Origin of the sequence: Actinobacillus lignieresii, from assembly GCF_900444945.1 — a bacterium.
GTDB lineage: Bacteria > Pseudomonadota > Gammaproteobacteria > Enterobacterales > Pasteurellaceae > Actinobacillus > Actinobacillus lignieresii.
Genome location: NZ_UFRM01000001.1, coordinates 1,808,699 through 1,822,500 on the forward strand (window position 1 = coordinate 1,808,699; position 13,802 = coordinate 1,822,500).

Annotated in this window: 14 protein-coding genes and 3 rRNA genes (1 of these 17 cut by a window edge); 5 read left to right on the forward strand and 12 right to left on the reverse strand. The window is 40.3% G+C overall.

The window, feature by feature from the left end; genetic code table 11:
• Positions 1-203: 203 nt before the first annotated feature.
• From glmS to DY200_RS08505, 9 genes are all read right to left on the reverse strand, one after another.
• Positions 204-2,036 carry a glutamine--fructose-6-phosphate transaminase (isomerizing) gene (gene glmS, locus DY200_RS08465; RefSeq protein WP_115587675.1) on the reverse strand — a complete coding sequence of 611 codons (1,833 nt, stop codon included), beginning with the start codon at positions 2,034-2,036 and terminating at the stop codon, positions 204-206.
• Positions 2,037-2,159: 123 nt separating this feature from the next.
• Positions 2,160-2,918, reverse strand: a complete 759-nt coding sequence (locus DY200_RS08470; RefSeq protein ID WP_012478566.1) for a DeoR/GlpR family DNA-binding transcription regulator — start codon at positions 2,916-2,918, stop codon at positions 2,160-2,162.
• Between the two features lie 137 nt (positions 2,919-3,055).
• Positions 3,056-3,256 carry a YMGG-like glycine zipper-containing protein gene (locus DY200_RS08475; RefSeq protein WP_115587676.1) on the reverse strand — a complete coding sequence of 67 codons (201 nt, stop codon included), beginning with the start codon at positions 3,254-3,256 and terminating at the stop codon, positions 3,056-3,058.
• A gap of 98 nt (positions 3,257-3,354) precedes the next feature.
• Positions 3,355-4,347 carry an alpha-1,6-glucosyltransferase gene (locus DY200_RS08480; RefSeq protein WP_115587677.1) on the reverse strand — a complete coding sequence of 331 codons (993 nt, stop codon included), beginning with the start codon at positions 4,345-4,347 and terminating at the stop codon, positions 3,355-3,357.
• Positions 4,348-4,395: 48 nt separating this feature from the next.
• Positions 4,396-6,258: a UDP-glucose:protein N-beta-glucosyltransferase gene (locus DY200_RS08485; protein WP_115587678.1), complete on the reverse strand. Its 1,863-nt coding sequence runs from the start codon at positions 6,256-6,258 to the stop codon at positions 4,396-4,398.
• A 15-nt stretch (positions 6,259-6,273) separates the two neighbouring features.
• Positions 6,274-7,605 carry a 30S ribosomal protein S12 methylthiotransferase RimO gene (gene rimO, locus DY200_RS08490; protein ID WP_115587679.1) on the reverse strand — a complete coding sequence of 444 codons (1,332 nt, stop codon included), beginning with the start codon at positions 7,603-7,605 and terminating at the stop codon, positions 6,274-6,276.
• A 173-nt stretch (positions 7,606-7,778) separates the two neighbouring features.
• A complete protein-coding gene (gene mtnN / locus DY200_RS08495; protein WP_115587680.1) occupies positions 7,779-8,477 on the reverse strand; it encodes a 5'-methylthioadenosine/S-adenosylhomocysteine nucleosidase in 699 nt (232 codons plus the stop codon).
• Positions 8,477-9,181, reverse strand: a complete 705-nt coding sequence (locus tag DY200_RS08500; protein WP_115587681.1) for a thiol:disulfide interchange protein DsbA/DsbL — start codon at positions 9,179-9,181, stop codon at positions 8,477-8,479. The genes mtnN and DY200_RS08500 overlap by 1 nt, the downstream gene beginning before the upstream one ends.
• Before the next feature lie 66 nt (positions 9,182-9,247).
• Entirely contained in the window at positions 9,248-9,469 is a 222-nt protein-coding gene (locus DY200_RS08505; protein WP_115587682.1) for a SlyX family protein, read from the reverse strand.
• 90 nt (positions 9,470-9,559) lie between these two features.
• Here DY200_RS08505 and fkpA point away from each other — a divergent pair, with 90 nt between their 5' ends.
• The 5 genes from fkpA to tusB all read left to right on the forward strand — a co-directional run bounded on the left by fkpA (position 9,560) and on the right by tusB (position 12,095).
• Entirely contained in the window at positions 9,560-10,291 is a 732-nt protein-coding gene (fkpA, locus tag DY200_RS08510; RefSeq protein WP_115587683.1) for an FKBP-type peptidyl-prolyl cis-trans isomerase, read from the forward strand.
• A gap of 111 nt (positions 10,292-10,402) precedes the next feature.
• Positions 10,403-11,062, forward strand: coding sequence for a helix-turn-helix transcriptional regulator (locus DY200_RS08515; RefSeq protein WP_115587684.1), 660 nt, complete (start codon positions 10,403-10,405; stop codon positions 11,060-11,062).
• Positions 11,062-11,439 (forward strand): sulfurtransferase complex subunit TusD, encoded by a 378-nt coding sequence (tusD, locus tag DY200_RS08520; protein ID WP_115587685.1) that lies wholly within the window; start codon positions 11,062-11,064, stop codon positions 11,437-11,439. The genes DY200_RS08515 and tusD overlap by 1 nt, the downstream gene beginning before the upstream one ends.
• On the forward strand, positions 11,439-11,813 hold the full coding sequence (gene tusC, locus DY200_RS08525) for a sulfurtransferase complex subunit TusC (protein ID WP_115587686.1): 375 nt from the start codon (positions 11,439-11,441) through the stop codon (positions 11,811-11,813). Before tusD ends, tusC begins: the two co-directional genes overlap by 1 nt.
• 12 nt (positions 11,814-11,825) lie before the next feature.
• Positions 11,826-12,095 carry a sulfurtransferase complex subunit TusB gene (gene tusB, locus DY200_RS08530; RefSeq protein ID WP_115587687.1) on the forward strand — a complete coding sequence of 90 codons (270 nt, stop codon included), beginning with the start codon at positions 11,826-11,828 and terminating at the stop codon, positions 12,093-12,095.
• A gap of 358 nt (positions 12,096-12,453) precedes the next feature.
• Here tusB and rrf (DY200_RS08535) read toward each other — a convergent pair.
• The 3 genes from rrf (DY200_RS08535) to DY200_RS08545 all read right to left on the reverse strand — a co-directional run.
• Positions 12,454-12,569: ribosomal RNA gene (rrf, locus tag DY200_RS08535) — 5S ribosomal RNA — on the reverse strand.
• Positions 12,570-12,625: 56 nt separating this feature from the next.
• Positions 12,626-12,741 (reverse strand): 5S ribosomal RNA (gene rrf / locus DY200_RS08540).
• Positions 12,742-12,856: 115 nt separating this feature from the next.
• Positions 12,857-13,802 (reverse strand): 23S ribosomal RNA (locus DY200_RS08545) (it continues 1,956 nt past the right edge of the window).

A 13,802-nucleotide genomic window follows, 5' to 3' on the forward strand; every position in this document is an offset into this window, starting at 1 on the left:
AAAAAATGTGAAGACGATCACATTAATTTTTTAGTTAAAATTTTATAATTGTGACATATATCACATTTATAAAAACAACTATCTAAAAATTGTGATATAGATCACATTTTCTCCGCAAGCGGTTAAATTTCTGTATTTTTTAGCAAAAGCCATAAACAAAAAAGCCTCCGAATTCTCGGAGGCTTTAGATATGAAAGAAATGATTACTCTACGGTTACCGCTTTCGCTAAGTTACGAGGCTGATCCACATCGGTACCTTTAATTAAAGCGATGTGATATGAAAGTAATTGTAACGGCACGGTATAGAAAATCGGTGCGGTTACTTCATCAACTTTAGGCATTAAAATCGTTTTAAAACCTTCCGCTTCGGCAAAACCGGCATCATGATCCGCAAATACGTATAACTGACCACCGCGCGCACGTACTTCTTCAATATTTGATTTCACTTTTTCAAGTAAATCGTTTTCCGGTGCAACGACTACAACCGGCATTTCGCTATCGATTAACGCTAACGGACCGTGTTTTAATTCGCCCGCCGCATAGGCTTCCGCGTGAATGTATGAAATTTCTTTTAATTTCAATGCGGATTCCATTGCAATCGGATAGTATTCGCCGCGACCTAAGAATAAAGTATGGTGTTTATCCGCAAAATCTTCCGATAATTTTTCGATTTGTTTATCGAACACTAACGCACTTTCGATCTGTGCCGGTAAGCGTTGTAACGATTGAATAATGTGATGTTCTTGCTCTTCGGATACCGTGCCTTTTAAGCGACCGATCGCCACATTTAACAACAACATACAAGTTAATTGCGTTGTAAATGCTTTTGTAGATGCCACACCGATTTCTACGCCAGCTTTGGTCATAAAGGCAAAATCAGACTCACGTACAAGTGAAGAACTTGCCACATTACAAATCGTCATTGCAGACATATAACCAGATTCTTTCGCTAAGCGTAATGCCGCTAAGGTATCCGCCGTTTCACCTGATTGTGAAAGGGTTAATAATAAGCTATTCGGGCGAGTTACGAATTTACGATAACGTAATTCAGATGCGATTTCAACGTCACAGCTCACACCTGCGATTGCTTCGAACCAGTAGCGAGCAACCATACCCGCATTATAAGAAGTACCGCAAGCAACAATTTGAACATGTTCTACTTTCGCTAAAATTTCCGCCGCATTCGGACCAATCGCATCAATTTTCACTTTACCGTTTTCGATACGACCGTCTAAGGTATTAATAATCGCAACCGGTTGTTCGAAAATTTCTTTTTGCATATAGTGACGGTATTGACCTTTGTCCGCCGCATCCGCTTCAAAATTACCTTCGTGAATTTCACGTTCGACTTTTTGACCGTCACGCGTATAAATATCAACGGTTTCACGGGTAATTTCCGCTACATCGCCTTCTTCAAGGTAAGCGAAACGGCGTGTTACGCTTAACAATGCTAACGGGTCTGACGCTAAGAAGTTCTCACCGATACCGTAACCGATCACTAACGGAGAACCTGAACGAGCAACGATTAAATGCTCCGGTTCATCTTGATTCATTACTACCGTACCGTATGCACCACGAAGCTGAACCACGGTTTTTTGTACCGCTTCTAATAAAGATTTAGCCGAGCGTAATTCCCATTCAACCAAGTGAGCAATCACTTCGGTATCCGTTTGCGATTGGAATACATAACCGCGTTCTTGAAGTACGACTTTTAATTCTTCATAGTTTTCAATAATACCGTTATGTACCACAGCGATTTTACCGCTGCGATGCGGGTGAGCATTGGTTTCCGAAGGCTCACCGTGAGTCGCCCAACGCGTATGTGCAATACCTGTACCGCCTAAAAGCGGTTTTACCGCTAAAGCGTCGTCAAGTTCTTTTACTTTACCGACACGACGTACGATTTGCATATCGTGTTCGTTATTTAACACCGCAACACCGGCAGAGTCATAACCACGATATTCCAAACGATGTAAACCGTCCACTAAGATTTTTGCTACATCACGTTGCGCTACTGCACCTACAATTCCGCACATATTTTTTGTTCCTATATTAAGATTAAATTAAAAACCGTTATAACTGATTGAGTATAAGAATGCGTGACAAGCGGTTATTTTTTCAGAAAAATTTACCCTGTTTTGCATACTCATTATGTTTTACTATTGGGCAATAATGACTTGAACGCCATGCTTTTCAATCGCCGCTTTTACTTCTTCGGTAATTTCCGAGTCCGTAATTAATTTATGGATTGCAGCCCATTCCAACTCTAAATTCGGCATTTTTCTTCCGAATTTTTGTGATTCGATCAATACAATCACTTCACGAGAAACTTTCGCCATCACTTGGCTTAAGCCGACCAACTCATTAAAAGTCGTCGTTCCCCGTTCTAAATCCAAACTATCCGCCCCGATAAACAATTGGTCAAAATCGTACGAGCATAACACTTGCTCGGCGACTTTTCCTTGAAACGAATCGGAACGGCTATCCCAAGTACCACCGGTCATCAATACGGTAGGTTCATTGTCTAATAAAGTCAGCTCGGTCGCTAAAGACAGAGAATTGGTCATCACCACTAAACCGGTTTGGTAAAGCATTTTGACCATTGCCCCCGTCGTACTGCCGCTATCGATAATAATTCGATTATGATCACGAATTTGTTTTACCGCCTCATTAGCAATCGCTAACTTTTGTTTCGAAAGTTTCTCGTTCGAATCATCTATCATTTCCGACGGAATTTTTACCGCTCCGCCATAACGACGCAATAAGAAACCGCTTTCTTCTAAAGCGGTTAAATCCTTACGAATAGTGACTTCCGAGGTTTCAAAAAAATGAGCTAACGTATCTACGCTAACTTCACCTTCCTCTTGAACCATCTTTACGATTAAATGGCGGCGTTGTTGTGTGTTTCTCTTTGACATTCTATTTCCGCAAAAAGTTTCGCACCAAACTCAAAAAATTTCGTTTCAAAACTTTTTTATTATATTTAGTCTAATTTATTTATGCAATAAATTTAATAAAAAGAAAAGCCACTTAACTAAGTGGCTTCGTATCAAAATTATTTAACTTGGCTACCGATTAAGCCGCCAAGCGCCGCTCCGCCAAGCGTTGCGCCGGTAGATTCGCCAATCATATGCCCTGCAACACCGCCTACCGCTGCACCGATAGCCGTATTTCGTTGAGTTTTGTTTAATGAATGACAAGCACTTAGAGATAAAGCAAGAGATAAAATAGCGGTTAATTTGAATACTAGTTTCATTGAGAAATCCTCATAAATTAATTTTCCTAAACGATAAATTACACAAGGTAATTTATGTGCACTCAGACGTTATAAGACGATAAAAGTTCATTAATTATTTAACTCCGACTATTCTCAAGATCATAATCGAATATATTGCCATATACCCGTTTCATCTCTTGCTCAAAATGACGGATACGAAAACGTTGCTCGATTAAACGTAAACCGTTTTCAATTTTTGGATTCATTTTTTCATTTACGAAATCGTCGATCGCTTGGCAAACTTTTTGAGCAAACAACGTATATTCGCCTTCACCTATCCAATCGCCTACCGAATCATCAATAACTTCATTGTTATATATATCGGTATATCCGGAAAAGCCGATTACATGACATCCCGAAGCCATTGCCTCCAATGCCATTAACCCTAAAGATTCTCGTTCCGCAAACGAGATAAAAATAGCGGCTTCAGACATCACTTTAGCCACTTCTTCTCGAGTTAAGCCTTGAATATTAACAAAATTTACACTGTGTTTATGGGAATAAAGCGATAAGAAATAAAACTTGAAAATATCAAATTCCGCCGAACGTTTACGCCTCGAAAATGCAATTTGAATGACTTCTCGTTGCTTTTCCGCAGGTTTAAAATAATCGGGGATATAAGGATGAATAATATCGATTGGTTTTGTTACGCCGATTTCTTGTAACTTATACTTCGTATAGCTACTAGGTACAATAATCCGTTCCAAACGATGCTCATTAATATGTTGAGCGGAAAGAAACCCATATCCGGTATAAAACGGATTTTGATTATGCATAATCATTCTTGGAAACACAGTCATTTTACTCGCTAGATCGTAAAGGACTTGCATTACTTCCGGCACAATGAAAATATCTTGCGAAGAAAATTCAATTTCCTCATTAAGAATTACGACCGGAAGAGAACCGAAGCTATTTACAATTTCCTCGGATTGGTTTCCCGCCAATAAAATACTGGCGTTAATGCCTAACTTTCTTAATGTTCTAACATGATCCAGATTGACAAAATCGCCGCCGGTGCAAGGTCTATTAACAAAACAGAAGCAAACGTTTAAATCTATATTATTTTCCATAACATAACCTTAAGAGCCTCTAAAATATAAAAAATTTATTATTATGAGTTAATTTTCTTTTAGGAACGCATTTAATTTTTCTAAAAATACTTGTCCCATCGGTCTAGGATCCCCGGTAAACAATGTGTTCAATCCGTTATTTTCAATAATATATCGACGCAACTCTAAACGCTCCTGATGATTTTCCGCCAAGCGAACCGCCCGTTCAACATATTCATCTACCGTATTTGCTATCAGCCACTCGGGTAAGCCTAAACGTTTAAACAGCCCTTCATCAATATGCTCGTGAACTTCGGCTCCTGTCTTACACACACCAACTAAGCCTAAAGTGACCATATCGATAATTCCGTTCGTATTCCCGAATGGGAACGGGTTTACCATCATATCGCAATTATGCAAAATACGGAGATATTGATGATAAGGAGAATGAGGGTGTGCAGTGGCCGAATCACCTAAATAAGATTTAATAAAGCGTTCTACATACGGGTGAGTAATACCGTTTGATTGCCCCAATGCAAAATGGAAATGCACTTTCACTTTGGCACGATCACGAATCGCTTTTAACGCTTCTAAGAAATACGGATTTAGCTTCATCGTGGTTGAAGCTATACCGATATTTACCACTTCCGGATTTTCACGTAATAAATAGTCCACTTTTTCAGGCGCTAATGCTGACGGGACGTAAGGCAGCGCATCTTTTGGTAAACGTAATAACGTTTCGCTAAAGCACTCTTCCGAGCCGACATAATCGTCTTCCACAATCACATATTCAATGAAGTCCGAATGTGTTGTTGCCGGATGCCCCAATGCGATCGCTTGTATCGGAGTAAGGCGCGTATTACTTGCGAAAATCGTCGTCATATCCATACCGATACTCGGCATATAAAATATTGCGGCACCGTTGCTCTCACAAACTGAGCGGATAAATTCTAACTTCTGCTTCATATTATCGCCGGCAACCAAGTGGAACTCATCAAAAACCTCTTGACCCGCTTGATCAACCGACGGACTACCTAAACCGATTAAATAGAAATGTTCACGTGCCGCAATCATAGATGTGGAATGCGTACGGTAAATAGAATGGGCCGAATGGAAATGTTCCAGTAATACGACCATAACCGGTTTATTATTACGGTAACCGATATGAGCGACATCTCGATCTTTCCAACCGTATTCACTTTCGATATGGCGACGAATAACATGATTTAACGCCCTTTTCACATCATGTTTATTTACTGACGTATCATAACTACAATGCATATATACGTCATGCGAAATGGCACTAGGAATATTATTCAGGTTTTTAAGTTGATCCAAATGTCGTGGAAACCATTGCAAAATGGTCGCTCGTTTATTAAACGCAGTTGATGTACCGATAAAACGAGGCGATTGCAAAGCAAAACATAAAGAAGCGCATAATTCAGGTGAAATATTCCACATTACATCCAGATTCAAATTTACGTTAGATTCCGGTAAATACAGGATACAGAATTTAATTAATGACGATTTTGAAGAATCTAAATGAATCTCTAAACTATTCTTACGATTCGGCTCTCTGTTATATGTTTGTAATATATGATCCGCATTCACAAACGGTGAACTGGCAAAGATTAACGCTAACCAACGTTGATAAACCAGAAATCTCTGAACGCCTAAATCAGAGATTTCTAAAATCGGATCGGAAAAAAGCGTAGTAATCGCCGTTGCCATACGCGTACAAAAATAAACTATTTTTTCTTGTTCTAAATCCTGAAGCTGCGCCGGATATTCAAACTCAATCTCCTGAATACCACCAAAGTTACTGTCTAACTGACCCAAAATTAAAAGTAATTCGGAGCAAGCTTTTTCATAATCTTTAGCCGCAACCGCCGCTTCAAAATTAGCTACATTCGGTTTATTTTCGTTTTCCATACATTATCCTTACAATTAACAAGTTCCCCAAAGGTCATATTCGTCTGCGTTGGTAATGCTTACCGAAATCACTTGACCGACTTTCACTTCTTGCTCGGAAAGGTTATCGACATAGACTACGCCGTCAATTTCCGGCGCATCCGCCATTGAACGACCGATAATACCTTCTTCGTCAATTTCATCAATAATGACTGCAAGCGTTTTACCCACTTTTTGTTGTAAACGGGCAGCGGAAATACGTTGTTGAACTTGCATAAAGCGATGGAAGCGTTCTTCTTTCACGTCTTCCGGCACTTGATCCGCCATTTCGGTTGCAACCGCCCCTTCTACTGGGCTAAATTTGAAGCAGCCGACGCGATCTAACTGGGCTTCTTCCAAGAAATCCAATAACATTTGGAAATCTTCTTCCGTTTCTCCCGGGAAGCCGACAATAAAGGTTGAACGTAAGGTTAATTCCGGACAAATCTCACGCCATTTTTTTATACGTTCCAAAGTACGATCTATAGCGCCGGGGCGTTTCATCGCTTTCAGCACTTTCGGGCTGGCGTGCTGTAACGGAATATCCAAATACGGCAGAATTTTACCTTGCGCCATAAGCGGAATTAAGTCGTCCACGTGCGGATACGGATAGACATAATGTAGGCGAACCCAAATACCTAGCGAGCCTAACTGCTCACATAAAGTGATAAGATTATTTTTAATCGGCGCACCGTTCCAGAAAACCGTTTTATTTTGATTTTCTTTTGACTGATCCAGCGCATAAGCGGAAGTATCTTGAGAAACGATGAGTAACTCTTTTACGCCCGAATCGGCAAGGCGTTTTGCTTCATCTAACACTTGCACAATCGGACGGCTATCTAAATCGCCGCGCATTGACGGAATAATACAGAAGGTACAACGATGGTCGCAACCTTCCGAAATTTTTAAATAGGCGTAATGTTTAGGAGTAAGTTTAACCCCTTGCGCCGGCACAAGACTGGTATAAATATTACCTTCCGGACGCGGTACGTATTTATGTACGTGTTTCATTACCGCTTCATAACTGTGAGGGCCGGTAATCTCCAAAACTTTCGGATGTACTTCACGAATTTGGTTTTCTTTCGCCCCTAAACAGCCGGTTACAATCACTTTACCGTTTTCTTCCAATGCTTCGCCGATCGCTTCTAACGACTCCTGCACCGCACTATCAATAAAGCCGCAGGTATTTACAATGACTAAATCCGCATTTTCATAACTTGGAATGATGTTATAACCGTCTGTACGTAATTCAGTCAGAATACGTTCCGAATCGACTAAATTCTTCGGACAGCCAAGACTAATAAAGCCAATATTAGGTGTAGTACTCATAAATTTCTCAAAAATATCATTAGGTAATCAAATAAAAAAAAGACCTACTGAGAATCAGTAGGCAAAGTGTGAATATTGTACAGAACTTGCTGTAAAATAGCGATAACAAGCGGTTATATTTTAGCGATTCTTTGCAAATTTTTAGCTAAATCGAACCGCTTGCTCCGTAAGAATTAAGCGAAGTTATTTAACATTGCGACCACGATCTCCGAAGAGTTCTTTGCCGCTAACGGTAAAAATTCATCAAAAGAAAGATGTGATTCTTTATCCGCTACATCCGAGATGGCTCTGACCACCACAAAAGGTACGTTAAACGCGTGACAAACCTGTGCAATAGCTGCCGCTTCCATTTCTACTGCGGCAACACTCGGGAAATCTTGGCGAATTATTGCGATTTTCTCCGCTCCGTTTACAAAAACATCACCACTACAAATTAAACCGGACACCGCATTAAAACCCGCCGTTTGCGTTTCTTTTAATGCAACGGAAACTAACTGTTCGTTCGGCAGAAAGGCGGCGGGATTAGCCGGTAATTGCCCTTTATCATAACCGAACGCCGTTACATCCGCATCGTGGTGGCGTACTTCCGTAGAAATCACTATATCGCCGACATTTAAATTCGCATCCAAGCCTCCGGCCGAACCGGTATTAATAATCATATCCGGTTTGGTTAATTCCAATAACAATGCGGTACCCACCGCCGCCGCAACTTTGCCGATACCTGATTGTAATAACGCTACTTGCGTATTATTAATTTTACCGTCATAAATTTTACAACCCGCAATTTCTATTACTTTAGCTTCAACCATTAAATTACGCAGAATTTCCACTTCTTGTGCCATTGCGCCGATAATACCAATTTTTAATCTCATTATTTTGTTTCCTCTTTTTGTTCTTGTTGTAGTTTATTGACTAAAAAATCTAATACGCCGTAAGTATAGTCGTCATTGTATAAAGTATTTTGTAATAGAATATACTTCCCGTTCAATACGGCAATCGGTACGTACGGCGGTTTATATTTGTTAAATAACGTTTTCGCTTGTTTCATCCGATTTTTCACCTCATCCGAATGAAATAAACGATTAAACGCTTGCGCATCAATGCCTTTTGAAGTTAGCCACTGTACAATGGCATCATTGCTTTTAACCAAACTCATTGACTCTTTACGACCGACACTGTCAAATAAGTACAGATCGCTTAAATCCTCCCGACCAAACTGCATAAACGTCGCGTGCATTTGTCCGGTAAAAATGTCATTTCCGTCATACACCGGCGAACGTTGCAATATTACTTGATCCGAGTGCAAACGCGCATACCGCTTTAAATAATCGTCCGCATTCAAACAAATATTGCAATCATATTTAAAAAAGTATTGGATCAGTACGCGCCCGTCCGGAAGTTCAATATCTATCGGTTTTTTATACGAATAATAGCCTTTACCATCCTTAAACAGCGATTCGTTTTTTACATTTTTTGGTATTTTTTCGACCGCTTGCGGTAAAGTCGCGGCAACATTACACGTTATGACCAATGCAAATATGAATGTCACCCATTTTATCAATTTCTCACATAACATCTTGTCGATCACCTTAAACAAAAACTATGAGTGATTAGAATACGAACTAAACTATAAGTTCATAGCCTAATAATGAGGTGGCGGAGTTTCCTCCGATTGAGAAGCAATATTACTGGCTTGCGCACCTTTTAGCTTTTCCGCAAAATGCCGCATTTGCGTTTGTAATTTATCTAACGAAAGTTGATGATGAATTAACGCTTGGTTTAATTCTTCAATCGTAATTTCTTGAAAAGCAACTTTCGTTTCCAATTCCGCAATGCGATTTAATAGGTCATTCTCTGTAGTCATTTGAAATAAAAAGGTTGTATAAAATAGAAATACACTTTACCCTATCCACCATTCTTTTAACAAATTATTTTATTTATATAAGGAAAATCTATGTTAAAAAATAAACTTTCTGTTCTTGCAATCGTAGCCGGTACGTTCGTTTCAGCTCAAACTGCATTTGCAGCGGAACAAAAAGCGGATCAAAAATTCATTGACGATTCATCATATGCAGTCGGCGTATTGATGGGTAAAAATATCGAAGGCGTTGTTGAATCACAAAAAGAAATTTTTTCTTATAACCAAGATAAAATCTTGGCGGGTGTCCAAGATACCATCAAAAAAACCGGTAAATTAACCGATGAAGATCTACAAAAACAATTAAAATCGCTTGATACTTATCTTGCAAGCCAAGAAAGCAAAATTGCGGCGGAGAAAAGCAAAGCAACCGTAGAAGCCGGTAATAAATTTCGTACCGACTACGAAAAACAAAGCGGCGTGAAAAAAACCGCTTCCGGTTTACTTTATAAAATTGAAAAAGCCGGCACGGGAGAATCGCCTAAAGCGGAAGATACCGTTAAAGTTCACTATAAAGGGACATTAATCGATGGTACGGTATTCGATAGCTCATATGATCGCGGCGAACCGATCGAATTCCAATTAAATCAATTAATTCCGGGCTGGATTGAAGCGATTCCAATGCTGAAAAAAGGCGGAAAAATGGAAATCGTCGTTCCACCTGAACTCGGCTACGGCGAACGTCAAGCAGGCAAAATTCCGGCAAGTTCAACCTTAAAATTTGAGATTGAATTGTTAGATTTTAAAGCGGCTGAAGCGAAAAAATAACCCTTGAATCCAAGCGGTCTAATTTGTAAAATTTTTTGCAAATTAGACCGCTTTCTTTTTTGAAGGCTTATTAAGCTATAACTAAAATTAACGGCGTAAGCCCTACATAATATGAAAAAATTCCAAACTTTTAGCGAAGAAGATCATGCTATTCTCGCTTCCTACTTTCCGATTGTGGACGGAATTGCCGCTCTTATCGGTGATCACTGTGAAATCGTTTTACACTCTTTAGAATTTCTTGAAAATTCAGCTATTTATATTGCGAACGGCCATAATACCGACCGAAAGATCGGGTCGCCTCTGACCGATAAAGCGTTAAAATCGTTACATCAAATGAAAACCGATAGCGTGTCAAAGCCCTATTTCACTCGTTCAAAAGGCGGTGTTTTAATGAAATCCGTGACGATTGCCATTCGAAACAGCAAGCAGCACGTTATCGGGTTTATCTGCATCAATATCAATTTGGATGTACAGGTATCGCAATTTCTCAGTACTTTTATTGCGCCGTTACAAGAAGATGAAGATACTTCGGTAAACTTTGCCAGTTCCGTTGAAGAATTGGTTATCCAAACGATTGAAAATACGATTGAAGAAACCATGGCGGATCGTAACGTCGCAAATAACAATAAAAATCGCCATATTGTCGTATCGTTATATGAGAAAGGCATTTTTGATATTAAAGATGCGATCAACCAAGTGGCGGATCGTCTTAATATTTCTCGTCACACCGTTTATCTTTATATCCGACAAATTAAACAGGATAACGAATAATGGATTACGTGCTTGCCGTCAAATCTCCCGTTTACGGGACTCAAGGGGCGTATTTAGCCTATCAGGTTGCAGAAGCCTTACTTGCATCCGAACATCATATTAAACAAGTATTTTTCTTTCAGGACGGCGTGAGCAACGCAAATGCGTTGGTGAACTCTGCAAGTGATGAAATAAATTTAGTTGAAAAATGGCAGGAACTTGCAAAATTACATGATTTACCTTTACATCTCTGCATTTCCGCCGCACAAAGACGGGGCGTGGTAGATAATCAAACAAGCAAAATTCAACAAAGTAACCTTGCTGACGGTTTTATCTTAGCAGGGCTTGGCGAATTTAGCCAAGCAGTATTAAAAGCAGACAGACTCTTAACTTTTTAATGATGAAAAAATATAAACTTGCCTTTGTCTTTACACAACCGCCTTTCGGAACGGCAACCAGCCGAGAAGGCTTAGACGCATTACTTGCAGCCAGTGCGTTTTGTGTGGAAGACGAAATTGCGATTTGTTTTTTAAATGACGGCGTATTTAATCTATTGGCTCAACAACAACCGAATAACATTTTACAGAAAGATCATATTTCGACTTTTAAATTAATTGAGCTGTATGATTTAACCGAATATTTTGTTTGTGAAGAGTCAATCAACCAAAGAGCATTAAGTAATGCCGAATGGATTTTACCTAACGCCAATATCATTCCTCAAACCGAATTGTTCGCAATTCTTGCACAATCTGAAAAGATACTGACTTTCTAACAAGGAATCCCTATGCTTTATACGTTATCTAAAGCGCAATATGACTTAAATGAATTACAGCAAATATTAGCGCAAATTACCGAAAATGATGCGCTTGTATTATGGCAAGACGGCGTCTTACTCGCGGTTAAATATCCGCAAATTTTTGCATCCATCAGCCATATATTTGTGCTAGCTAATGATCTGGAAGCAAGAGGATTAACTTTAGCAAATTATCAACCGATTTCTTTCCCCGATTTTATACAAGTAACCGAAAAATTTTATCCTCATATTGCATTCTAAATATCATCAACTAAATATTCCCAAATAAACAAAAAGAAACGGCTAGAATTTTACTTCTAGCCGTTTTTCTTTCTATCTTATTTCTCTACCATAATCTTCTTTAATATATTTAAACTATAAGCGGTCAAATTCCCTTGTTGTTTTACAAATACCCTAGTTGGGGCTGTTTGAATCAGCGAAAAGGAAAAAAGAAAGGAGAAGCTGAATAAAGATAAAAGTGAGGTTGAGACTGAGCTTGAGGATGAGAATAAGGCTGAGGATAAAACAACACTATTGTCTGTTGTAAAAAAGCCAAAACCCCGTAGTTATCGCCAACCACAGGGTTTCTTGCTTCGTTTTCGCTTTCGCGCTAAATTCAATCCGGCGATGCCCTACTCTCACATGGGGAAACCCCACACTACCATCGGCGTTACCGCGTTTTACTTCTGAGTTCGGAATGGAGTCAGGTAGAGCCACGGCACTATGGCTGTTAATCAAATTCTGTGCTTATTAACTTAACTCACTTAATTAAAATAAGCTAAGGTAATAAAACCCGACAATGCTCTACTCTCACATGGGGAAGCCCCACACTACCATCGACGTAACGGCTTTTCACTTCTGAGTTCGGGATGGATTCAGGTGGGACAACCGCACTATTGTCGTCGGGAAATTCGGTTTAAATTCGAAACAAGCCGTCACTGATTTTTTCGTTTAGTCTTTCTTTAATTTAGTTCTCTTTAGCTTTTCTCTTCGCTTTACGCCCAAAAACACTTGAGCGTTGTATAGTTAAGCCTCTCGGGCAATTAGTATGTGTTAGCTCAACGTATCACTACGCTTACACACCACACCTATCTACGTCGTAGTCTCCAACAACCCTTACAGTCTTATAGACTGGGAGAACTCATCTTGAGGCAAGTTTCGTGCTTAGATGCTTTCAGCACTTATCTCTTCCGCATGTAGCTACCCAGCAGTGCCTCTGGCGAGACAACTGGCACACCAGTGATGCGTCCACTCCGGTCCTCTCGTACTAGGAGCAGCCCCTCTCAATTCTCCAACGCCCACGGCAGATAGGGACCGAACTGTCTCACGACGTTCTAAACCCAGCTCGCGTACCACTTTAAATGGCGAACAGCCATACCCTTGGGACCTACTTCAGCCCCAGGATGTGATGAGCCGACATCGAGGTGCCAAACACCGCCGTCGATATGAACTCTTGGGCGGTATCAGCCTGTTATCCCCGGAGTACCTTTTATCCGTTGAGCGATGGCCCTTCCATTCAGAACCACCGGATCACTATGACCTGCTTTCGCACCTGCTCGACTTGTCCGTCTCGCAGTTAAGCTTGCTTATACCATTGCACTAACCTCACGATGTCCGACCGTGATTAGCAAACCTTCGTGCTCCTCCGTTACGCTTTGGGAGGAGACCGCCCCAGTCAAACTACCCACCAGACACTGTCCGAGTACCCGTTCCGGATACTTCGTTAGAACATCAAACGTTAAAGGGTGGTATTTCAAGGACGCCTCCAACAACACTGGCGTGTCATCTTCAAAGGCTCCCACCTATCCTACACATCAAAATTCAATGTTCAGTGTCAAGCTATAGTAAAGGTTCACGGGGTCTTTCCGTCTAGCCGCGGGTACACCGCATCTTCACGGCGATTTCAATTTCACTGAGTCTCGGGTGGAGACAGCCTGGCCATCATTATGCCATTCGTGCAGGTCGGAA